Genomic DNA, 22,115 nt, shown 5'->3' with positions numbered 1-22,115 from the left:
GCCATGAGCAACATGGCCGCACACTCCGGAAGCTTCGACGTCGTCATCGTCGGTCGCGGGCCCGTCGGCTCGACGCTCGCCAATCTGCTCGGCCTGTGCGGCATCCGCACCCTGATCCTGGAGCGCGAAGCCAAGGCTTATCATTTGCCGCGCGCGGTGCATTTCGACGACGAATGCATGCGCGTGTTCCAGACCATCGGCCTTGCCGACGCCATCCTGCCCCACCTTACATTGAGTCCCGGCATGCGCTTCGTCGATGCCGAGGGACGGCTGCTGCTCGACTGGCCGCGCACCCGCGAGCCGACCTCGATGGGCTGGAATCTGAGCTACCGATTCCACCAGCCCGATCTCGAAAACGTGCTCAACAAGGGACTCGCGCGCTGGCCTCATGTCGAGCTGCGCACGCGCTGTGATGTCTTCGCGCTCGAGCAGGACCACAACGGTGCGCGCGTTCGCTATGAAGACCTCGGTACCGGCCGGCTCGTCGACATCTCCTGCGCCTATGTCATCGGCTGCGACGGTGCACGTTCGCTGGTGCGCCGCTTCATCGGCTCGGCGCTGGACGATCTCGGCTTTCACGAGCGCTGGCTCGTCTGCGACGTGCTGCTGAGGCAGGAGCGGCCCGATCTCGGCGACTTCAGCGTCCAGCACTGCAACCCGCAGCGTCCCGCAACCTATATTCGCGGCACCGGCAACCGGCGCCGGTGGGAGATCACGGTACGTCCTGACGAGGACGCGGTCGAGATCACCCAACCGGCTCGCGTGTGGGAGCTGCTCTCGCCCTGGCTCCGGCCCGCAGAGGCCGAGATCGAACGCGCCGCCGTCTACACATTCCACTCCGCGGTCGCCCAGCAATGGCGTGCCGGACGGCTCTTGCTCGCAGGTGATTCCGCGCATCAGACCCCGCCTTTTCTCGGTCAGGGCATGTGTGCCGGCATTCGCGACGCGGCCAACCTCGCATGGAAGCTGGCTCGTGTGATTGCCGGCAAGGCAACTCCTGATCTCCTCGACACCTATCAGAGCGAGCGCGCGCCCCACGTGCGCGAATTCATCGAGCTCGCGATCCGGCTGGGCGGACTCATCAACACCAGGGCGGTCGAGGCGGCGCTTGCGACCGGCACGGCACAGGGCGACGGCCAGCTCAAGCTCGACGTGCAGAAGCCACTGCTCGGCCCGGGCCTTGCCGGCGGCGATCGAAGCATGACGGGAAAGCTGGCGCCGCAATTCCGCACCCGCGATCTCGGCCGCAGCGACGACCGCGTCGGCTATCGCTTCGCGCTGCTATGCCGGTCGGGTCTCGGGACCGCAATGATCGAGCAGCATCACGCCCGCCTGACGGCCGCTGACGTCGCCGTCATTTGCGGCGAGGAAGCTGGCGGCCTCGACGGCTGGCTCGATCAGCACGGCTTCGACGCCGTGCTGATGCGCCCCGACCGCTACATCCTGGGTGCAGTCCGCACGGGCGAAGATCCCGCGGCGCTGTTGTCAGGCCTCGCCTTCCTCGCACCGCTGCCGAGCGCGGCCTGAGCGTTTCCGTTCTTTTTGAGAGGGTTCACGTATGAAGCTGGTTTCCTTTGTGATCGACGGGCGTCCCGGATACGGCGCGTTGAAGGGAGACGGTGTCGTCGACCTCGGCCGACGGCTGCCGGCGAAGAGCCTGCGCGCGCTGCTCGAGGCGGATGCGCTCGGTCACGCCGCCGAACTGCTCGCCCGCGAACAGACCGACTATCCCCTCAGTGCGATCGCCTTCGCGCCCGTCATCCCTGATCCCGGCAAGATCATCTGCGTTGGCCTGAACTATCGCGACCACGTCGCCGAGACCGGGCGGACCGTCACCGCGAAACCTGCGCTGTTTGCGCGCTTTCCCACCAGCCAAGTCGGCCATCTGCAGCCGGTCATTCGCCCTGGTGTCTCCGATCATTTCGACTACGAGGGCGAGCTTGCGCTCGTGATCGGGAAAGCCGGCCGGCACATCCGGCGCCAGGACGCGCTCGCGCACATCGCCGGCTATTCCTGCTACAACGAAGGCAGCATCCGCGACTGGCAGCGCCATACATCGCAATTCCTGTCGGGCAAGACCTTCGACCGGTCCGGCGCGTTCGGCCCCTGGCTGGTCACGGCTGATGAAATTCCCGACCCGTCGAAACTGACGCTGCAGACCCGCCTCAATGGCGAGACCGTGCAGCGGACCACCACGGATCTCCTCATCACCGATGTCCCCGATCTGATCGTCTATTGCTCGACGATCATGACCTTGCTGCCGGGGGACGTGATCGTCACCGGCACGCCGGGAGGCGTCGGCTTCAAGCGCACCCCGCCTCTGTTCATGAAGCCCGGCGATACGGTCGAGGTCGACATTTCGGGCATCGGCGTGCTGCGCAATCCCGTGGCTGCCGAACCGGCAGCCTGACGTCTCCGCCTCGCGGAGAACCGCGAGGCGCACCAATCAAACACGACAAAAAACCAAATCTTCAAGTCCGGGGAGGATCATCATGTCGCGCTGTCTCAGATCCAGCATCGCTGGCCTGCTGCTGCTTGCAGGCTCATCCGCGCAGGCCGAAATCAAGGGGAGCGCCATCCGTATCGGTGTGCTCACCGACATGACCGGCATCTTCGCGACCGCGATGGGGCCCGGCTCCGTGGAAGCGGCCCGGATGGCCGCTGAGGAATTTGGCGGCAAGATCAACGGCAGGCCGATCGAAATCATTCAGGCCGACCATCAGAACAAGCCGGATATCGCGGTCGCGATCGCCCGGCGCTGGTTCGAGCAGGACGGTGTGCAGGCGATCGCCGACGGCGGCAGCTCCGGCGCGGCCCTTGGCGTCCAGGAGCTGGTGCGCAGCAACGGCAAGATCTTTCTCATCTCCGGGGCCGGCGCCAATCAGCTCACCGACGAGGCCTGCGCCCCGACCTCGGTGCAATGGACGCACGACGCCTATTCGACCGCGACCGCAGTCGTCTCGGGCATCATGCAGACCAGCAAGGAGCCATGGTTCTTCATCACCGGTGACTACGCGTTCGGTCATTCGGTGGAAGCGACCGCGCGCGCCCGCATCGCCGAGCTCGGCGGCAAGGTCGCCGGCAGCGTCAAGGCGCAGCTCGGTACGCCGGACTACGGATCCTTCCTTCTGCAGGCCCAGGCCTCCGGCGCCAAGATCCTGGCGCTCAACGTCGCCGGCGACAATGCCACAGCCATCAAGCAGGCCGAGGAGTTCGGGCTTGCGGCCCAAGGCATGAAGATCGTGCCGATGTCGTTCCAGAACGTGGACATTGAAGCCATCGGCCTCAAGGCGACGCAGGGCGATCTCATCGTCACCAGCTTCTTCGAGGATGCCTCCCCCGCCGCGCGCCGCTTCTCCGACGCGTTCTACGCGCGCCGGAAGGCGATGCCGTCACAGATACAGGCCGGGGTCTATTCGGCCGTGCGGCACTATCTGCAGGCGGTGAAGGATGCCGACAGCGACGACGGCGCAAGCGTGATGGCGAGGATGAAGGCGACGCCGGTCTCGGACGCCTATGCGGACCACGGCCAGATCCGCGACGACCAGCGCATGGTGCACGACCTGTATCTGGTCCAGGTCAAGACTCCCGCCGAATCGAAGGGCCCCTGGGACTTCGTCAAGCTGGTGACGAAGATCGCCCCCGATCAGGCGTTTCGCCCGCTCGACCGCAGCAAGTGCAGCCTGGTCGGTAAGTGAGCACATGAGCGACCAAGCATGATTCCGGACGATCAGCGCGCCGTCATCATCACCGCCGCGGGCGGCCCGGAGGTCCTGTCGGAGCGACAGGACTGGCCGGTCCCGCGCCTCGGACCAGACGATGTGCTGATCGAGGTCGCAGCCGCCGGCATCAACCGTCATGACTGCAACCAGCGCGCTGCCGGGCTGTCGCGGGAGCCCAATCCCGTGCCGGGATTGGAAGCCTCGGGGCGCATCGTGGCCTGCGGCGCCAACGTTTCCCCGGAACGGCTGGGTAAAGCGGTGATCGCACTGACCGACGGCGGTTCATACGCGCAATACGTCGCCACCGATCAGCATCTTGCACTGGACTTGCCGAGCGGCCTCGACTGGATCCAAGGCGCCGCCCTGCCCGAGGCGCTGTTCACGACCTGGTTCAATTTCTTCGAGCTGATGCGCATGGCGCCCGGCGAGACCGCCTTGATTCATGGCGGAAGCAGCGGCGTCGGCACGATCGCGATCCAGCTCCTGCGCGCGCTGGGTCATCCCGTCATCGCCACCGCCGGCACCGCAGAGAAGCGCGCCGCGGCGCTCAGGCTCGGCTGCAGCGCCGTGTTCGACTACGCCGATCCTGATCTCGCCGAGCAGATCCGCGCGGCGACGGGGACGCGCGGTGTCGACTGCATCCTCGACACCTCCGCAGGCGCTCACATCGCGCAGGACCTTGTGGCGCTCGCAATGGGCGGACGGATCGCCCTGCTCTCAGCCGGACATGGGAACGAGTTGGCGGTGCCGCTGCGCGGCCTGATGGCGCGCCGGGCCAGCATCACCGGCGCGTTCCTGCGTTCGACGGCACTGGACCTCAAACGACGCATCGCGGCCGACCTGCGGCAACGCGTCGGGCCCCTTCTCGGGACGGCCATTCGGCCGCACATCGACAGCATCTATCGCTTGTCCGAGGCGGCCGATGCGCACACCCGCATGGAGACGAGCCGACATATCGGGAAGATCGTGCTTTGCGTCCGCGAATGAGCGACGATCCATGTCTCTGCGCTCGTGCCGCCAAACGCAACGGCCGCCCGCCTACTGCTTGGCGCCCGGAATGAGGTTCTTCAGCTTGTTCATGTCCTTGATGTTCATCTTCATGCCACCGGGCATGACGATGTCGCCGGGCTTCTGGTCGGGCTTGCAGGCGCCGAGCCACTTCGCCTCGATGGTCATCGCGGTCTCCTTGGCGGCGCCGGCGGCACCGCCCTGGATGCGCGAGGTGGTCTTCACCGTGTAGGCTGAGTTGAAGTCACCGGTGATGTCGGCGTGCGAGGTCGTGTTCATGCCGCCGAAGCTGCAGACGGCATCACTGACATAGCCGGTTGCGGTCTTCTGGATGTCCTGCTTGGAGCAGACCTGCTGCGCCATCGGCGAGGCCATGTTGTTCATGTCCCTGTCGGTGGTCTCGTCGGTGCAGTGCTGCATGGTCATCTCCGGCAGCTGGCCGCCGGACCTGACCATCTTCAATTCCCACAGGCCCGCCTTGCGCACCGGCAGGTCCACGGCACGGGCCTCGTGACTCGCGGTCACGCTGAGGAGACAGCAGGCCAGAAGGCCGATGGCAGTGCGTGTGCAGGTCATGTGTTCCGTTCCGGCTCGTTGCGCGATGTCGGAGCGAATGCCGCCAAAAGATGGCAATTAGGAGAACGTTAGTACAGCGTCCGCAGCGGCCGCTGCGCCGAGCCATAGGGCACCCAGCGGCAGGCGAACGAGACGTAGCCGCCGTAGCGCGCATCGACGGCGCGGAACTTCGCGACCTTGCCGTAGGAGGCGCAATGATCGACCGCGAGCTGGCGCGCATCCGTGCGCTGGGCCAGCTGGTAGGCGATGATGCCGCCGGTGTCGTTGCCCTTGAAGGGTGGCACCACGTCGGCGTGGGCCGATGCGGCAGCCAGCAGCATCCCAACGGCCACGAGGCCTGCAGTCTTCACGAGTCCGGCCTTCAGCGTCCGCATTGCATTCTCCTTGAGCTGGCGTGCCATCCTAAAGGTCCTGTGCGGTCAAGAAAAGAACACCAGCCTCGCGTTAACAGGACTAATCGTGGAGTGTTGCCGCGTTGCACTTGACCTCCTGTGGCCGCCGCGGCACGGTCCACGCTCCCGGATCAGCCTTGCGGACGGCCCATGCGCGACTTCAGCTCACCTTTCAAGATGTTCGGCGCCGCCTGTGGCGCGCTGCTTGCCGCCATTGTCGCCACCGCCCCGGCTCAGGCCGCCAATCCGCTCGAGATGAACTTCTGGCTGTCCGGCCCGAAGTACGAAGGCCGGGTTGCCCCCTGCGAGGCGGCCATTCCGACCATCGTGTCGCGATTCCAGGACAAGGAGAGCACCTTCTGGAATTCCTCGCTGACGATCACCGGCGTCGCCAACGTCCATGAGATCGCCTTCCGCCCCTGGCAGTCCGACAATATTCCGCGCCGCTTCTGCACCGGCAGCGTGATGATCAGCGACGGCAAGGCGCGCACCGTCAACTTCTCGATCATCGAGGATGGCGGCTTCGCCGGCTATGACCAGGGCGTCGAGTTCTGCGTCGTCGGCCTCGATCGCAACTGGGCCTTCAATCCGGCCTGCCGCGCCGCCAAGCCCTGATTCGATTTTGTCGGACCATCGGCCGCTCGCGCGGGCGGCCGGCTGACGAATGGCTGCCTCGGGGCAGCCATTTTGTTCTTGAAATGTTCCCGCGCGCTGCTAGGCTCCTGGCATTGTCCGGGGAGTTCGCCATGTTCGATTGCCTGCGCCGACCTGCCGTCCTGTTGTCCATAATGATCGCTTGCTTTGCCCTCTTGCTGGGTGTGCTCGCGGCTGGCTCCGCCGAGGCGCAGGACCGCCGCCAGAACGCGCCGGGCGCGTTCGACTTCTACGTTCTCTCGCTATCCTGGTCGCCCTCGTACTGTGCCGAAGCCGAGGAGCGCGGCGGCCGCGGCAGCCGGTCCCAGCAGTGCGGCGGCCGACCCTACTCGTTCGTCGTGCACGGGCTGTGGCCGCAATACGAGAACGGCTACCCCGAATATTGCGAGCAGCCGGCGCCGCGCTTGCCGCGCAACATCATGACCTCGATGCTCGACCTGATGCCGGCACCGGGCCTGATCTACAACGAGTGGGACAAGCACGGCACCTGCGCCGGCCTGTCCGCGAAGGCCTACTTCGAAATCATCCGCAAGGCCCGCGCCGCCATCAAGATCCCGCCGGAATTCCTCGATCTTACGGAGGCCAAGACGGTGGCGCCGGGGGCGGTCGAGGAGGCCTTCATCAAGGCCAACCCCAAGCTCACGACATCGGGCATTGCCGTCACCTGCAACCGCACCAGGCTGAGCGAGGTCCGGATCTGCCTGTCGAAGGATCTGGAGTTTCGCAGCTGCGACGAGATCGACCGCCAGGCCTGCCGGCGCGACGAGGTCAACATGCCGCCGGTCCGCGGCGGCTAGCGACGGCCGAATCGGGCGACCGCAGTGCGTCGGCCTGCGGCGCCTCTCGCCGCGGCTCTGATCCGATGCTCTCTGGATCCATCCGGCGCATCGACGGGGTACCCTTTTGACGCGGAACGGCGTAACTCGTGCCGCATGAACTACCGACACGCCTTTCACGCCGGCGGCTTTGCCGACGTCATCAAGCACATCGTGCTAACGCGCATCCTGATCTACCTCCAGGAGAAGCCCGCTGCGTTCCGGGTGATCGACACCCATGCCGGCGCTGGCCTGTACGATCTCACCGGCGACGAGGCCATCCGCAGTGGCGAGTTCCTCACCGGCATCGCTCGCGTGCTGCAGGCGCGCTTCTCCGAGCAGGCCTATGCACTCTTGTCGCCCTATCTCGACATCATCAGATCGTTCAACCCGAAGGCCGAGCTGGTTGCCTATCCCGGCTCGCCGCTGATCGCCCGGGCGCTGCTGCGGCCGCAGGACCGCATGACCCTGTGCGAGCTCGCGCCGATCCCCCGCAAGCAGCTGATCGATCAGTTGCGCCGCGACACCCAGGCCCGCGTCGTCGATCTCGACGGCTGGGTCGCCCTGCCCGCCTTCGTGCCGCCGAACGAGCGCCGGGGCGTGGTGCTGATCGATCCGGCGTTCGAGGCCAAGGATGAGTTCGAGCGGCTCGCGGACCGCTTTGCTGCGGCCTTCGCAAAGTGGACCACCGGTATCTACGTGCTCTGGTATCCCGCCAAGAGCCGGCGCGCGACGGAAGAGCTCACCGATCGCGTCGCGGCGCTCGCGGCCGCGGCCAAGCCGCCGGGCAAGGTGCTGCGGATCGAGTTCAGTGTTGCGCCGCAGATCGAAGGCGAGGCGCTGACCTCGACCGGGCTGCTGATCGTCAACCCGCCCTGGACATTGCATGACGAGTTGAAGCTCATCCTGCAGGAACTGCAGAAGCCGCTCGGCCAGGGCGGCGCGGCGCGCTTCCGGATCGAATTCCCCAAAGCTTGAAACGGCGACTGGTCGAAAAGCCGTAGTCAATCGGCGCGGAACCGTATTATTGTGCCTGATTGTAAGACTGGCTTTACGTTCCGCTTCCGCGAATGGTTGCGGCGGGGTGATCAAGGCCTAACAAGATCCAGACGATCCGGCGTGGCGAGCGCTGGGCGTTAAGGTGGCCAACGCTTTCCGATCAAAGTGATGTCCGGTCGGACGCTGCGCAGAGCGCGCAGTGGAGGAAGCATTGCGGGGGAGGAGTTTCCCGATGGCCATGACTGGGACGGTCAAGTTCTTCAATGGTGAGCGCGGCTACGGCTTCATCAAGCCGGACGACGGTGGACGCGACGTGTTCGTGCACATCACGGCGGTGGAGCGCGCGGGCCTGAAGGATCTGACCGAAGGACAGCGGATCAGCTTCGAGGTCGAGCCGGACAAGAAGGGCAAGGGCCCGAAGGCGGTGAACCTGGTGCTGTCGTCTTAGGGCGAGCCCGCTTGGCGATGGTTCAAGCGCCGGCGTGAGACTGCAGCCGCGGGCGCCTCGACGGCATCTCATTCGTTCGCTTGGAAGCTGCCGGCAGCGCCGCCGGCTCGCGTGCACAGCATTGCCGGCTCGTACGTGCAGGCCGCGCGCGATGCTGCATGCCTCCAGATTGCACGGAGCGCTACGACAAAAGGGACTCCGACAAAAAAATCCCGGCCGCGCGAGCGGCCGGGAGGTTGTCGTTGGACGTTTCTTCTTCCTATTCCCTCGTTGCCATCAGAAGTGGAAGTTGATGCCTGCGCGCACAATTCCAAACCGATAGTCGTTCTTCGCCCCCGTGATCACGAAATTGCTGCTGTCGAGATCGACGTAGAGATACTCGATCTTGGCGGTCCAGTTCTGCGCCAGGCCGAACTCGGTGCCGGCACCGAGCGTCCAGCCCACCGTGGTGTGCGATTCCGAAAGGCCGAAGGTCTCGGCTCGCAGGCCGCCAAAGGCGAGGCCGCCGGTGCCGTAGAACAGGATGTTGTTGAAGGCGTAGCCGGCGCGGCCGCGCAATGTGCCGAACCACGGGTTCGAGAACTTCCACGGCGCGAAGGTGTCGTTGGCGCCGGTCAGGTTGATGTCGCCCTCGGCGCCGAACACCCATGGGCCGTTCTGCCAATTGTATCCCGCGGTCAGGCCGCCGGTGAGACCGGACGGCTTGGTCGGGTTGTTGCCGACGGTGCCCCATTCGTAGCCCAGCGTGCCGCCGAGATAGGGGCCGGCCCAGCTATAGGCGTTGAGGGGCTGGTTCACGGTATAGGGCGCGCCGCGCCCATAGCCGAGATCGGCCGCCTGCGCCGAGACCGATCCGAGAGCCGCCGCGCCCAAGCCCGCCGCGGCGGCAGCACCGACCAAGAACCTGTTCATCGCTCACTCCACGCAACTCGCCGTCACCACCCGGAGCGTGCGCCGCGCGACTGTGCTGCGCGGGCCGACGTGGTTACGGAACTCTCGCTTCTTTCGTGAGCTTTTATCGAGAGTTTTAGGTTAAGCCGTTGTTAAGCCGGGTTACCCGGCCATTAACGTGCTTAACGAAGCGTTACCGCCCTGCCCTGTGCATGGCGCCATCGCAAGCTGGCGAGGCGGCGCGGCAGCGCTTAATTTGTTGGACATGACCACCCACAGCTCCGACCCATCCAAGGCGCCGACGCCCCCGAGCCGGCGTGGCGCCTCTGCCGACCTGCCCCCCGAGGCCATCGACACGCCCGACCTCGATCCCGCCGCCCCGGCTGCGGACGAGGACGATGACGGCCGGCTGCCGGAGCTGGCCGAGGAGAGCCTGGAGGCGGTCGGCGAGGGCCCGCTGGCGATCGGCCATGCCGCGATCGAGAACGCGGTGCGGCTGGCGCCGACCTCGCCCGGCGTCTACCGCATGCTCAATGCGGCCCATGACGTGCTCTATGTCGGCAAGGCCAAGAACGTCAAAAAGCGGCTGTCGTCCTACGCCCGCGCCAACGCGCCGCTGCCGGCGCGCATCCTGCGCATGATCGCCGCCACCGTGACTGTCGAGATCGTCTCCACCACCACGGAGACCGAGGCGCTGCTGCTCGAAGCCAACCTGATTAAGCAGCTCAAGCCGCGCTTCAACGTGCAGCTGCGCGACGACAAGTCGTTCCCCTACATTCTGATCACCGGCGACCATTGGGCGCCGCAGATCCTCAAGCACCGCGGCGCGCAGTCCAGGCCGGGGCGCTATTTCGGTCCGTTCGCCTCGGCCGGTGCCGTCAACCGCACCATCACGGCGCTGCAGCGCGCCTTCCTGATCCGCTCCTGCACCGATTCGTTCTTCGAGAGCCGCACCCGCCCCTGCCTGTTGCATCAGATCCGCCGCTGCGCGGGTCCCTGCACCCAGGAGATCGACTTCCCCGGCTACACCGAGCTCGTGCGCGAGGCGACCGACTTCCTGTCCGGACGCAGTCAGGCCGTGAAGGCGCTGCTGGCGACCGAAATGGAGAAGGCGTCTGGCGAACTCGAATTCGAGACTGCCGCTGTCTATCGCGACCGTCTCGCGGCGCTGTCGGCGATCTCCTCGCAGCAGGGCATCAACCCGCGCACCGTCGAGGAAGCCGACGTGTTCGCCATCCACCAGGAAGGCGGCTATTCCTGCGTCGAGGTGTTCTTCTTCCGCACCGGCCAGAACTGGGGCAACCGCGCCTACTTCCCGCGCGCGGAGAAGAGCTATCTGCCGGAGGAGGTGCTGTCGGCGTTCATCACGCAGTTCTACGACGACAAGCCGCCGCCGAAGCTGATCCTGCTGTCGCATGAGATCGAGGAGGCCGAGCTGCTCGCCGAGGCACTGTGCGTCAAGGCCGGCCACAAGGTCGAGGTGTCCTGCCCGAAGCGCGGCGAGAAGAAGGACCTCGTCACCCACGCGCTGACCAATGCGCGCGAGGCGCTGGGCCGCAAGCTCGCCGACACCGCAACGCAAAGCCGGCTGCTGGAGGCGATGACCACGACGCTCGGCCTGCCGCAGGTCCCGAAGCGCATCGAGGTCTACGACAACAGCCACATCCAGGGCACCAACGCGGTCGGCGCGATGATCGTCGCCGGCCCCGACGGCTTCATGAAGAACCAGTACCGCAAGTTCAACATCAAGTCTGAAGGTCTCACGCCCGGCGACGACTACGCCATGATGAAGGAGGTGCTGCAGCGCCGCTTCAAGCGGCTGGTGTCACCGTCGGAGAAGGATGTCGCACGCGCGGCCAAGGAGGACGACGTGCCGCAATGGCCCGACCTCGTCATCATCGACGGCGGCCGCGGCCAGCTCAATGCCGTCCGCGAGATCTTCACCGAGCTTGGCGTCACCAACGTCGCGCTGATGTCGGTCGCCAAGGGCCCCGATCGCGACGCCGGCCGCGAGACGCTGTTCGTCCCGGAGCGGGAGGCGATCAAGCTCGAGCCGCGCGACCCCGTGCTGTATTTCATCCAGCGCCTGCGCGACGAGGCACATCGCTTCGTCATCGGCTCACATCGCAAGCTGCGCAAGAAGGACATCCGCGAGGCCGGCCTGCAGGAGATCCCCGGAATCGGTCCGTCGCGCAAGCGCGCGCTGCTGCACCATTTCGGCACGCTGAAGGAGATCGAGCGCGCCTCGATCGCCGACCTCGGCAAGGTGCCCGGCGTGAGCGCCGAGAGCGCGCGGAAGATTTTCGAATATTTTCACAGCAACGCGGGTTGAGGCTGCGACCTCCCGATCCGGCGCAAGCCCAGTCGTCGGGGCCGGCCCCTCCCGGAGGCCCTGCCAGCACGCAGAAATTATTTTACCCGGATAGAAATATCCGATATACGCCCGGGTGATAATCAGGAGCGCCCATGACCCCCGACCAGCGCAAGGCGGCCGTCGCCGCCTACAAGGAACGCAAAACGCCCGCCGGCATCTTCGCCGTCACCTGCACCGCCACAGGCAAGCGCTGGGTCGGCTGCGCGCCGGATCTCGACAAGATCCAGAACCGGCTGTGGTTCACCCTGCGCCAGGGCGGCCACCGCCGCGGCGGGCTGCAGGCGGCGTGGACCGCCCACGGCCCTGACGCGTTCAGTCTTGAGGTGATCGAGACCTTCGATGAGGAGACGCTGGCCTATGTCCGCGACCGCGTGTTCGCGGAACGCCAGGCGCATTGGTGCGCGGTGCATGGCGCGGAGGCCATCTGAGGCTTCCGCTCAAGCATTCGCCCGGCTGTCACCGCACTGCAATAAGGTCGCGGCCACGCGTCGCGGCCGCCGATCTGGGCACTGGCGCGACCGCGTCCGGTTGCTTAATGAAGCGTTGCGGCTCGCGTTGCCTCGCGCGCGAGAGTTCCTATCTCCGCAAGGCTTTGTTGCGATTTGCGTCATATCTGCGTCATCCTGTCCGGGCGGCTCGGCTCGAAGGTTGACGTTCGCACGGCATCAGTATTGGTACACGGGATGAATATTGCGACCACACGCGTGCCCAGCAAGACGTCGACGTCCCTGCCGAACATCCTGACCTATACGCGCATCGCCGCGATACCGGTCGTGGTCGGCTGCATCTACGCGCAGTCGGTCTGGATGTATCCTTTGTGGCTCCGCTGGGTCGCCGTCGCGGTGTTTATTGCGGCTGGGATCACCGACTATCTCGACGGTCATTTCGCGCGGATCTGGAACCAGCAATCGGCATTCGGCCGTATGCTCGACCCGATCGCCGACAAGCTTCTGGTCGCCTCTTGCCTGCTGATGCTGGCCGCCGACAGCACCATCCAGAACTGGTCGCTGTGGGCGGCCATTGTGATCCTGTGCCGCGAGATCCTGGTGTCGGGCCTGCGCGAATATCTCGCCGCGCTGCGCGTCTCGGTGCCGGTGACCAAGGTCGCCAAATGGAAGACCACGATGCAATTGGTGGCAATCGGCTTCCTGCTCGCGGGCGAGGCGGGCGATGCCGCGGTCGCCCAGATCTCGACGGCCGTTGGCCCGATCGTGAGCGGGATCGGAATTTGGCTGCTCGGCTTGTCGGCGGTCTTCACCATCTACACCGGCTACGACTATTTCCGCGCCGGCATCCACCACCTCATCGAGGCAGACTAGCGATGAAGGTGAAGTATTTCGCCTGGGTGCGCGAGCGCATCGGCAAGGCCGAGGAGACCATCGAGCCGCCGGCGGATGTCCGCACGGTCAGCGAGCTGATCGCCTGGCTCAGCGCGCAGGGCGAGGACTACGCCTATGCGTTCGAAAAGCCCAAGGTGATCCGCACCGCCATCGACCAGACCCATGTGCAGCCGGATGCGGCCATCGCCGGCGCCCGCGAGATCGCGTTCTTCCCGCCGATGACCGGCGGCTGAGGCCGAGCGCCGGACCGGCAGACCAGGACACGGCATCATGACCGCGATCGTCACCGTCCGCGTGCAGCACGAGGATTTCGACACCGCCGCCGAGATCGCGGCGCTCAGCCATGGCCGCACTGACATCGGCGCCGTCGTCACCTTCTCCGGCCTGTGCCGCGGCAACGACCATGACACGCCGATCAGCGCGCTGACGCTCGAGCACTATCCCGGGATGGCGGAAGCGGAGATCATGCGCCATGCCGAACAGGCGATGACGCGCTGGCCGCTGCAGGGGCTGACCGTGATTCACCGCTTCGGCCGGATCCGGCCGGGCGAGAACATCGTGCTGGTGGTGACCGCGTCGAGCCACCGCCAGGCGGCGTTCGAGGCCGCGGAGTTCCTGATGGATTATCTCAAGACCAACGCGCCATTCTGGAAACGCGAGGAAACCGAGGACGGCGGCAGCTGGGTCGAGGCCAGGAGCCACGATGACGCCGCCGCAGCGCGCTGGACAAGGTGATGGCGAAGACGGTCAAGACGGCAGCGCCGCGCAAGGCGGCGGCACTGAGGCTGCCGAAGGTCAATGCGGGCGAGCTGGTGAGCCTGCTCGACTACCTGCGCTACGCCGTGAGCTGCTTCCAGAACGCCGATCTGGTGTTCGCGCACGGCACCACCGATCCGGTGTCCGAGGCCGCCTTCCTGATCGGCGAGGCGCTGCATCTGCGCCCCGATCAGTTCGAGACCTTCGTCACGGCCCGGGTCACCGCCGCCGAAGGCAAGACGATCCTCGACCTGATCACCGCCCGAATCACCACGCGCAAGCCGGCGGCGTATCTGGTCAACAAGGTCTATATGCGCGGCCTGCCGTTCTATGTCGACGAGCGCGTCATCGTGCCGCGCTCGTTCATCGGCGAGCTGCTGGAGACGCATTTCGGTGGCGCCGAGGGCGACGGCACCTCGCTGATCGACGATCCCCTGGCGGTCGACAGCGTGCTCGACCTCTGCACCGGCTCCGGCTGCCTCGCCATCCTCGCGAGCCGCCACTTCCCGAATGCAGTCATCGACGCGGTCGACATCTCCAAGGATGCGCTCGCCGTCGCGGCGAAGAACGTCGCCGCCTACGATCTCTCCGGGCGCGTCTCGCTGCACCGCGGCGACCTGTTCGCCCCCCTCAGCCAGCGCCGCTACGATCTGATCATCACCAATCCGCCCTATGTCGATGCCGAGGGCATGGCCGGCTTGCCGCGGGAATGCCGCGCCGAGCCGGCGCTGGCCTTCGATGGCGGCGCTGATGGCCTCGACATCATCCACCGCATCCTCGGCCAGGCGCGCGACCACCTGACCGCCGAAGGCGGGCTGTTGTGCGAGGTCGGCCGCGACCGTCCGCAGATCGAGGCGGCGTATCCCGACCTGCCGCTGCTCTGGCTCGACACTGAGGACTCCGAGGGCGAGGTGTTCTGGATCACCGCGCGCGATCTCGTCTGAGACGCGGCTGCCTGAGGCACACCCGCGCGGTTGGCGCGAAATGACGCGGCGACTTCCAATATGCGGCACAATCTGCTGCTGCTGTGCAGAATCCGCTCACCAGGGCAGCAGGAACGCCGGACCTTTGACATTTCCGTCTGCGCGCGAAGCTGATAACTTGCAGCCGGCCCAGATCAGCCGCTGACAACGTCGGCGTACGCATTCAGGCCCATCAAGCACGATCCGTTTCGGCAAGCTTTTCTGGCACCGGTTCGCCACCTTTCCGGATCATGCTGCCGCCGTCGCACAACCGTCCGAGAGGTCCCCATGCTGGACAAGAGCCCCCGCCCCGCCGTCACCGTTCCGAATGATCTTGCCGCGCATTGGATGCCGTTCACCGCGAACCGCGCGTTCAAGAAGAACCCGCGCCTGCTCGCCGGTGCCAAGGACATGCACTACATCACCGTCGACGGCCGCAAGATCATCGATGCCGCCGCCGGTATGTGGTGCTGCAATGCCGGCCACGGCCGCAGCCAGATCGCCGAGGCGATCGCCAAGCAGGCCGCAGCGCTCGACTATGCGCCGCCGTTCCAGTTCGGCATTCCCCAGGCCTTCGAGCTGGCGAACCGCATCGCCGACCTCGCGCCCGCCGGCCTCGATCACGTGTTCTTCTGCAACTCCGGCTCGGAGGCGGCCGACACCGCGCTGAAGATGGCGCTGGCCTACCACCAGATCAACGGCCAGGGCAGCCGCACCCGCCTGATCGGCCGCGTCCGCGGCTATCACGGCGTCGGCTTCGGCGGCACCTCGGTCGGCGGCATCGTCAACAACCGCAAGCTGTTCGGCACCTTGCTGACCGGCGTCGACCACATCCCCGCCACCTATGACCGCGAGAAGCAGGCCTTCACCAAGGGCGAGCCGGAATACGGCGCGCACTTCGCCGATGAGCTCGAAAATCTCGTCAACCTGCACGGCGCCAACACCATCGCCGCCGTGATCGTCGAGCCGATGGCCGGCTCGACCGGCGTGATCCCGGCGCCGAAGGGCTATCTCAAGCGCCTGCGCGAGATCACCCAGAAGCACGGCATCCTGCTGATCTTCGACGAGGTCATCACCGGCTTCGGCCGCCTCGGCTACGCCTTCGCCGCCGAGCGCTACGGCGTGACGCCTGACCTGCTCACCTTCGCCAAGGGCGTCACCAATGGTGCGGCTCCGATGGGCGGCGTTCTGGTGCGCGACACCATCCACGACGCCTTCATGAGCGGCCCCGAGCACATGGTGGAGTTCACCCACGGCTACACCTACTCGGCGCATCCGATCGCCTGCGCGGCCGGTCTCGCCACGCTCGACATCTATCGCGACGACAAGCTGTTCGAGCACGCTCGCGCGATCGAGCCGAAATTCGCCGACGCGGTGATGTCGCTGAAGGGCCTGCCCAACGTGCTCGACATCCGCACCGTCGGTCTCACTGCGGGCATCGATCTCGCCTCGCTGCCGGACGCGGCCGGCAAACGCGGCTACTCGGCGATGGAGACCGCTTTCCACGACAACGACCTGATGCTGCGCATCGCCGGCGACACGCTGGCGCTGACCCCGCCGCTGATCGTCAGCGAGGATCAGGTCGGCGAGATCATCGAGAAGGTCGGCAAGGTCATCAAGGCCGTGGCATAAGCCGCGCGCGGACATCGTCAGCCAACAAGAATGGCGGCCCCGGTGGCCGCCATTTCCTTATCTGGACTGCTTCCCAGCAGCGGTCATTCCGGGGCAATCGTCAACGCGGCCACGCGTTGGCGATTGACCCCGGAATCTCGCTTGCCCTGCAAGGATTGCCGCAGAACGGCACGCCTGATTGCCGGGAACCTTCGCAAATCCTCCACGTTCATGTCGCGAGCCGGCGGTTTGCGCGGCGAACGGATTGTCGGAGGACGCGCATGCTTGCACCGCCAGGAGAGCTGTTGCGCTTGGGACTCGAGCAGAGGCTCAACCGCGTCAAGCGCGCGACCCAGTCCTACATACGTGATCGCGCGCGACAGGCCACCGGCACCGTGACGTCCTACGCCGTCGCGGCCGGGATGTTCGCCACTGCGGGCGTCTTCCTGATCGCCGCCTGCATTGTCGGGCTAACGGCGCTGTTCCGCTGGGTGGAAATGACCTACGGCCTGTTCACCGCGTTCGCGGTGGTCGGCGGCATCCTGGTCGCGCTGGCGGTGATCTGCGCGATCATCGCCGCGGTGAAGCTCCGCAGCCCGTCGCCGCATTATCCTTCACTCTCCAGCCGGCTGCGCGTGGCGATCGCCGCGCCGGCGGCCCAGGAACCCGATGCGGACGAGATCGATCCCGACACCATCCCCTTGGCGCCGTCATCGACGTCGCCGAATCACGCGAGCGGAGTTGCGGGCGCACTCGGACGGGTCAACGTGCCCGTCGGTGTCGCCGTTGCGGCACTGCTGCTCGGCGTGGCCGCCCTGCGCAGGCGTCACCGCAGCAAGTGAGCCTGCCCGGACAGCGACAGGCGCGGTTCGACGGACATCGAAGCATAACCGGCTCAGTTGAGCTGATCCGCGTCGGGATCGCTGCCGCTCCTGGAGCGCCTACATGCGCCGATTAGGCGAAGGGCGTCGCGAGCATGTCTGAAGATGTCTGGAATCCGCACGGCGCGTACTCCGGCGTTCTACGGACCCGCGACACTACGATGACACTCCGCTTGCCGAGCTGAACTTGCGTAAATGACACGCAGACGAGAAATCATCGGCGTCTCCCGGTATTTGAATCCCGCCCACTATCCTCGCGAATCAACAGAAGTGCTAAGGTTGCGTTCGGTTGGGAGCGCCGCGCAGCATGATCCGTATCTCCACGATTTTCATTGCCGTTTGTATGGTTCTGGTCGCGGCCTCGCTCGGCCTGATCCTGTATTCGGTGGCCGGTATCAGTGGCTCGGAATCGGCGATCGTCGCGCTCACCGCACTGACCTTCCTGATTCTCTACAACGCCGTGTCGATGCGACTGCGCGACCGCACCGATGTCGGCAGCCAGATCGCCGATCTGTCACGCGGCACCGCCGACCTCGCGCGCCAGGTCGCCGAGTTCGGCCGGCGGCTGTCGGCGGTCGAGGGACGCATCGTGTCGTCGAGTTCGGTCAGCGCTGATCGCCTGCAGGGTGTGATCGGCGAGATCAATGAGCTCGGCGGACTGATGAAGCAGCTCGCCGTCACCGTGGCCCAGCACGAGGACCTGATCGCGGCCATCCCGCCGGCAACACCACCGGGAGCTGGGGCCAGCGCGGTTCGCGACGCCGATCGTCCGCTCCCGGCGACCGCTTCCTCCAGCGGCGCGCTCGAGATGAACGCGCTGCCGTCGAGCGGCTTCGAGCAGAAGGTGGCCGAGACCTCCAAACCGCAGGCCCCGGCGGTCGCTGCCGTGCCAGCAGCCTCCAAGATCACGACGCCAGCTCCGTCGGCGCCGGTTGCCCCCGCCGTGCCGCGCAGCCAGCCGCAGATCCTCGCCGCCGTCAAAGGCGCGATCGAGGACAACCGTCTCGACATCTATCTGCAGCCGCTGGTAACGCTGCCGCAGCGCAAGGTGCGCTTCTACGAGGCCGTAACCAGGCTACGCGACGAGCGCGATCAGGTGGTCGCGGCCGAGGACTTCATCGGCATCGCGGAGGCCGCCGGCCTGGTCGGGCGCATCGACCACATGGTCCTGCTTCGCTGCGTCCAGGTGCTTCGCCGCCTGATGGTTCGCAACAAGGACGTCGGCATCTTCTGCAACATCTCCTCAGCCACCCTGAGCAGCCCTGCAAACTTTTCACAATGCCTCGATTTCCTCGAAGCCAATCGCGCCCTGGCGCCGTCCTTCGTGCTCGAATTCAAGCAGTCGACCTTTCGCAGCCTGGGCCCGACCGAGACCGAGCACCTCGCGGCCCTGGCGCAGCGCGGCTACCGCTTCTCGATCGACCACGTCACCGACCTCCGGTTCGAGCCGCGCGAGCTCGCTGATCGCGGTGTCCGCTTCATCAAGGTTCCGGCCGTGCTGCTGCTCGACCCCAAGCAGAGCTCGGCCTCGGACATTCATCCAACCGATCTCTCCGATCTGCTGGGCCGCTTCGGCATCGACCTGATCGCCGAGCGGATCGAAGGCGAGAACAGCGTCGTCGACCTGCTCGACTACGACGTCCGCTTCGGCCAGGGCTTCCTGTTCGCGCCGCCCCGCCCATTGCGACCGGAGGGCGCATCTGCTACCGGCGATGCCGCCGCCGGCCCATCGGGCGGGCAGGACATCAAGATTCAGGACCCCAATGCCGCCGGCACCACCTCTCTCGACGTGTCACACACCAACGCTCCGACGCGCAGCGGCAATGCCGCCCTCGCCCGCCGTGTCGCCGGCACCATCTGAGATCAGCCGCCTGCCATGACCGTTCTCCGCTTCGAAGAGCGGCTGCGCGATCTCGTCGGCCGCAAGCAGGTTTTGCTGAGCGACATCTGGGGCGTGGTCCATAACGGGCTGGAGTCCTTCCCCGACGCCTGCGACGCGCTGCACCACTTTCGCCGCCAGGGCGGTACGGTGATCCTGATCACCAACGCACCGCGTCCGGCCGATTCGGTCCAGCGCCAGTTGCGCAAGCTCGGCGTCGCCGACGAGGTCTACAGCGCCATCGTCTCCTCCGGCGATTTGACCCGCCACTACGTGGCCGATCATCCCGGCGGCAAGGTGTTCTGGCTCGGCCCCGAGCGCGACAATTCCATCCATCGCGGTCTCGACCTGGCGCTGTCGCCTCTCGAGGAAGCCTCCTACATCATCTGCACCGGCCTCTACGACGACGAGACCGAGACCGCCGAGGACTACCGGCCGATGCTGCTGCGCGCCCGCGAGCGCAGGCTGCCGCTGATCTGCGCCAATCCGGACATCGTGGTCGAGCGCGGCGACCGGCTGATCTATTGCGCCGGCGCCATCGCCGAGCTCTACCGCGAGCTCGGCGGCGAGGTGATCTTCTACGGCAAGCCGCACCGGCCGATCTACGAGCGCGCCATGATGCTGGCCGAGCAGCACGCCGGCCGGCCGGTGGCGCGCGAAGAGGTGCTCGCGATCGGCGATTCCGTGCGCACCGATCTCGCCGGCGCCCACGGCTTCGGCATCGACTGCCTGTTCGTGACCCGCGGCATCCATTCCGAGGAGTTCGCCGGCGTCGAGCAGCTCGACCCGGCCTCGGTCAAGGAGCTGTTCGGCCACCCGCCCCGCGCGCTGATGCGCGAATTGAAGTGGTGAACGGATCCTAAAACGAAAAACGCCCGGCCGAGTGCCGGGCGTCTGTCCTGTGGGAGTGGATCAGGCGGGCTTCAGGCCGTCGCCATGTCCGGGAACACCGCCTCGATCTTGGTCTTCAGCGTCGCGGCATTGAACGGCTTGACGATATAGTTGTTCACGCCGGCCTTCTTGGCCGCGATCACGTTCTCGGTCTTGGATTCCGCCGTGATCATGATGAACGGCGTGGTCGCCAGGTTCGGATCGGCACGGACCTCGCGGAGCAGGTCGTAGCCGGTCATCGGCTCCATGTTCCAGTCCGAGATCACGAGGCCGTATTTCTTGGCGCGCATCTTGTTCAGCGCCATCGAGCCGTCGCTGGCATCGTCGATGTCCTCGAACCCGATCTGCTTGAGAAGATTCCTGATGATACGAATCATGGTGCTGTAATCGTCGACGACGAGCACCGGCATCGTCAAATCAACCGCCATCTTGACTCCCCCAGACGCGAACACAACGCGCAGACTGTTACAAAAACGCTGTTGCGGCACGGGTCGTAACCGACCCCGCCATCCGCCCCGAGCAGTAGCATCAGCCGTTAAACAGCGCGTTAACTGCGCTGCGTCTGCATGTCGCTATTGCTGCGCTGCATGAGCGGAGGAACCCCTTCGGCTTGACTTCGCGGGGCCGGCCGCCCACGGTCGAGGGCAACGCCGCCAGACGGCGGCCCACCGAAATCCGCGAGATATTTCCGTCACATGCCCGATTTCAAGATCATCCGCGATTCCACCCCGCCGTCGGACATCCTCAGGGGCGCGGTGGTGGCGATGGGCAATTTCGACGGCGTCCATCTCGGTCACCGGGCCGTGATCGAGGCGGCGATCGACATGGGCAAGGCCAAGGGGCGGCCGGCGCTGGCGCTGACCTTCGAGCCGCATCCGCGGCGCTTCTTCAGCCCCAATACCCCGCAGTTCCGCCTGACCGACGAGACCGCCAAGCTGCGGCTCCTGGCCGGAACCGGCCTTGCCGGCGCCGTGGTCATGGCCTTCGACAAGGGCCGCGCCCAGACCTCGGCGCAGGATTTCATTCACCATGACCTGATCGGGCGGCTGGGGATCGCCGGAATCGCGGTCGGCTACGACTTTCATTTCGGCAAGGGCCGCGTCGGCTCGCCCAGCCTGCTCGCCAACGAGGCCCCCAAGCTCGGCATCGAGGTCGACATCCAGGCCCATGTCGACATCGACGAGCGGCCGGTGTCCTCGACCGCGATCCGCGAGGCGCTGGCGGAGGGCCAGGTCAGCGAGGCGACCGCGATGCTCGGCGGCCCCTGGTTCGTGAGCTCCGAGGTGATCCACGGCGAGAAGCGCGGCCGCGACCTCGGCTACCCCACCGCCAACATGCGGCTCGACCGTGATTGCGGGCTTCGCCACGGCATCTATGCCGTCCGGGTCGGCCGCGGCCGCGGCGCGAACCGGGTGCTGATCGATGGCGTCGCCAATTTCGGCCGCCGGCCGACCTTCGACAATGGTGCGCCGCTGCTCGAGACCTTCCTGTTCGACTTCCATGGCAGCCTCTATGGCGAGGTCCTGGATGTCGCCTTCATCGGCTTCATCCGCGAGGAGGCCAAATTCGGCTCCATCGAGGCCCTGATCCGGCAGATGGACGACGACAGCGCCAAGGCCCGCGCCCTGCTGGCGGCCCATCCTGGTCTCTTCCCGCGGCTTGGCGAGATCGGCTGATCCTCCTGCTCCATCGGTGACGTCATTCCGGGGCAGCCCGCCAGGGCTGAACCCGGAATCTCGAGATTCCGGGTTCGATGCTCGCGCATCGCCCCGGAATGACGCTGAACGACGATCCCGCAGCGTTGCTGCCGCAGGATCGCTTTGCGATTCCGCAGTCCGGCTGCTATGAGGAGGCCCATGTTGATACGGCGCATCATCGGCATTAGCGGCCCGGCTTCCGCCTGAGCTTTGAGCTCG

General features: G+C 66.1%; 24 protein-coding genes. 20 read left to right on the top strand and 4 right to left on the bottom strand.

Annotated features, from left to right (window positions below):
- Window positions 1-3 precede the first annotated feature (3 nt).
- The 4 genes from QX051_RS25370 (at window position 4) to QX051_RS25355 (ending at window position 4,709) form a co-directional block, all read left to right on the top strand.
- Window positions 4-1,527, top strand: coding sequence for a bifunctional 3-(3-hydroxy-phenyl)propionate/3-hydroxycinnamic acid hydroxylase (locus QX051_RS25370; protein ID WP_315777998.1), 1,524 nt, complete (start codon window positions 4-6; stop codon window positions 1,525-1,527).
- A gap of 31 nt (window positions 1,528-1,558) precedes the next feature.
- Complete coding sequence (locus QX051_RS25365) at window positions 1,559-2,410, top strand: fumarylacetoacetate hydrolase family protein (RefSeq protein WP_315736613.1); 852 nt, start codon at window positions 1,559-1,561, stop codon at window positions 2,408-2,410.
- A gap of 82 nt (window positions 2,411-2,492) precedes the next feature.
- Window positions 2,493-3,698, top strand: a complete 1,206-nt coding sequence (locus QX051_RS25360) for an ABC transporter substrate-binding protein (protein WP_315777997.1) — start codon at window positions 2,493-2,495, stop codon at window positions 3,696-3,698.
- A gap of 18 nt (window positions 3,699-3,716) precedes the next feature.
- On the top strand, window positions 3,717-4,709 hold the full coding sequence (locus QX051_RS25355; RefSeq protein WP_315777996.1) for an NAD(P)H-quinone oxidoreductase: 993 nt from the start codon (window positions 3,717-3,719) through the stop codon (window positions 4,707-4,709).
- Window positions 4,710-4,760: 51 nt separating this feature from the next.
- On the opposite strand, the gene QX051_RS25350 is transcribed toward QX051_RS25355, so the two are convergent.
- Together QX051_RS25350 and QX051_RS25345 are read right to left on the bottom strand one after the other, a co-directional pair.
- Window positions 4,761-5,306, bottom strand: a complete 546-nt coding sequence (locus QX051_RS25350; protein ID WP_315736610.1) for a DUF3617 domain-containing protein — start codon at window positions 5,304-5,306, stop codon at window positions 4,761-4,763.
- A gap of 68 nt (window positions 5,307-5,374) precedes the next feature.
- Window positions 5,375-5,680: a hypothetical protein gene (locus QX051_RS25345; RefSeq protein WP_315778009.1), complete on the bottom strand. Its 306-nt coding sequence runs from the start codon at window positions 5,678-5,680 to the stop codon at window positions 5,375-5,377.
- Window positions 5,681-5,848: 168 nt separating this feature from the next.
- On the opposite strand from QX051_RS25345, the gene QX051_RS25340 reads away from it, so the two are divergent.
- The 4 genes from QX051_RS25340 to QX051_RS25325 all read left to right on the top strand — a co-directional run bounded on the left by QX051_RS25340 (window position 5,849) and on the right by QX051_RS25325 (window position 8,614).
- Window positions 5,849-6,313, top strand: a complete 465-nt coding sequence (locus tag QX051_RS25340) for a hypothetical protein (protein WP_315713599.1) — start codon at window positions 5,849-5,851, stop codon at window positions 6,311-6,313.
- Between the two features lie 131 nt (window positions 6,314-6,444).
- Window positions 6,445-7,149, top strand: coding sequence for a ribonuclease T2 (locus tag QX051_RS25335; protein ID WP_316227454.1), 705 nt, complete (start codon window positions 6,445-6,447; stop codon window positions 7,147-7,149).
- Between the two features lie 135 nt (window positions 7,150-7,284).
- Window positions 7,285-8,145, top strand: coding sequence for a 23S rRNA (adenine(2030)-N(6))-methyltransferase RlmJ (locus QX051_RS25330; RefSeq protein WP_315777994.1), 861 nt, complete (start codon window positions 7,285-7,287; stop codon window positions 8,143-8,145).
- A gap of 253 nt (window positions 8,146-8,398) precedes the next feature.
- Complete coding sequence (locus QX051_RS25325) at window positions 8,399-8,614, top strand: cold-shock protein (protein WP_006612991.1); 216 nt, start codon at window positions 8,399-8,401, stop codon at window positions 8,612-8,614.
- 276 nt (window positions 8,615-8,890) lie between these two features.
- On the opposite strand, the gene QX051_RS25320 is transcribed toward QX051_RS25325, so the two are convergent.
- Window positions 8,891-9,526: a porin family protein gene (locus QX051_RS25320; protein WP_315713602.1), complete on the bottom strand. Its 636-nt coding sequence runs from the start codon at window positions 9,524-9,526 to the stop codon at window positions 8,891-8,893.
- 244 nt (window positions 9,527-9,770) lie between these two features.
- On the opposite strand from QX051_RS25320, the gene uvrC reads away from it, so the two are divergent.
- The 10 genes from uvrC (at window position 9,771) to QX051_RS25270 (ending at window position 20,160) form a co-directional block, all read left to right on the top strand.
- A complete protein-coding gene (gene uvrC / locus QX051_RS25315) occupies window positions 9,771-11,837 on the top strand; it encodes an excinuclease ABC subunit UvrC (protein ID WP_315777993.1) in 2,067 nt (688 codons plus the stop codon).
- A 134-nt stretch (window positions 11,838-11,971) separates the two neighbouring features.
- A complete protein-coding gene (locus QX051_RS25310) occupies window positions 11,972-12,307 on the top strand; it encodes a GIY-YIG nuclease family protein (RefSeq protein ID WP_315777992.1) in 336 nt (111 codons plus the stop codon).
- Between the two features lie 255 nt (window positions 12,308-12,562).
- Window positions 12,563-13,198: a CDP-diacylglycerol--glycerol-3-phosphate 3-phosphatidyltransferase gene (gene pgsA, locus QX051_RS25305; RefSeq protein ID WP_315777991.1), complete on the top strand. Its 636-nt coding sequence runs from the start codon at window positions 12,563-12,565 to the stop codon at window positions 13,196-13,198.
- Between the two features lie 2 nt (window positions 13,199-13,200).
- Entirely contained in the window at window positions 13,201-13,452 is a 252-nt protein-coding gene (gene moaD, locus QX051_RS25300; protein ID WP_315736602.1) for a molybdopterin converting factor subunit 1, read from the top strand.
- 37 nt (window positions 13,453-13,489) lie between these two features.
- Window positions 13,490-13,954, top strand: coding sequence for a molybdenum cofactor biosynthesis protein MoaE (locus QX051_RS25295; protein WP_315736601.1), 465 nt, complete (start codon window positions 13,490-13,492; stop codon window positions 13,952-13,954).
- Window positions 13,954-14,919, top strand: coding sequence for a 50S ribosomal protein L3 N(5)-glutamine methyltransferase (gene prmB / locus QX051_RS25290; RefSeq protein ID WP_315777990.1), 966 nt, complete (start codon window positions 13,954-13,956; stop codon window positions 14,917-14,919). The genes QX051_RS25295 and prmB overlap by 1 nt, the downstream gene beginning before the upstream one ends.
- Window positions 14,920-15,225: 306 nt before the next feature.
- A complete protein-coding gene (locus tag QX051_RS25285; RefSeq protein ID WP_315777989.1) occupies window positions 15,226-16,569 on the top strand; it encodes an aspartate aminotransferase family protein in 1,344 nt (447 codons plus the stop codon).
- A gap of 260 nt (window positions 16,570-16,829) precedes the next feature.
- Entirely contained in the window at window positions 16,830-17,390 is a 561-nt protein-coding gene (locus QX051_RS25280) for a phage holin family protein (protein ID WP_315777988.1), read from the top strand.
- 346 nt (window positions 17,391-17,736) lie between these two features.
- Window positions 17,737-19,290, top strand: a complete 1,554-nt coding sequence (locus QX051_RS25275; RefSeq protein WP_315777987.1) for an EAL domain-containing protein — start codon at window positions 17,737-17,739, stop codon at window positions 19,288-19,290.
- Between the two features lie 15 nt (window positions 19,291-19,305).
- A complete protein-coding gene (locus tag QX051_RS25270) occupies window positions 19,306-20,160 on the top strand; it encodes a TIGR01459 family HAD-type hydrolase (RefSeq protein WP_315736596.1) in 855 nt (284 codons plus the stop codon).
- A 71-nt stretch (window positions 20,161-20,231) separates the two neighbouring features.
- On the opposite strand, the gene QX051_RS25265 is transcribed toward QX051_RS25270, so the two are convergent.
- The gene (locus QX051_RS25265) at window positions 20,232-20,627 is read right to left on the bottom strand and encodes a response regulator (RefSeq protein WP_315736595.1); all 396 of its coding nucleotides are present in this window, start codon (window positions 20,625-20,627) and stop codon (window positions 20,232-20,234) included.
- 267 nt (window positions 20,628-20,894) lie between these two features.
- On the opposite strand from QX051_RS25265, the gene QX051_RS25260 reads away from it, so the two are divergent.
- Window positions 20,895-21,875 carry a bifunctional riboflavin kinase/FAD synthetase gene (locus tag QX051_RS25260; protein ID WP_315777986.1) on the top strand — a complete coding sequence of 327 codons (981 nt, stop codon included), beginning with the start codon at window positions 20,895-20,897 and terminating at the stop codon, window positions 21,873-21,875.
- Window positions 21,876-21,952: 77 nt separating this feature from the next.
- Window positions 21,953-22,084 carry a hypothetical protein gene (locus tag QX051_RS25255; protein ID WP_315777985.1) on the top strand — a complete coding sequence of 44 codons (132 nt, stop codon included), beginning with the start codon at window positions 21,953-21,955 and terminating at the stop codon, window positions 22,082-22,084.
- Window positions 22,085-22,115: the final 31 nt, after the last annotated feature.

The sequence above is a fragment of the Bradyrhizobium sp. SZCCHNR1053 genome, assembly GCF_032381235.1.
Taxonomy (GTDB): domain Bacteria; phylum Pseudomonadota; class Alphaproteobacteria; order Rhizobiales; family Xanthobacteraceae; genus Bradyrhizobium.
The sequence above is the reverse complement of the archived record's forward strand: the minus strand, read 5'-3'. Positions and strand labels throughout refer to the sequence as shown.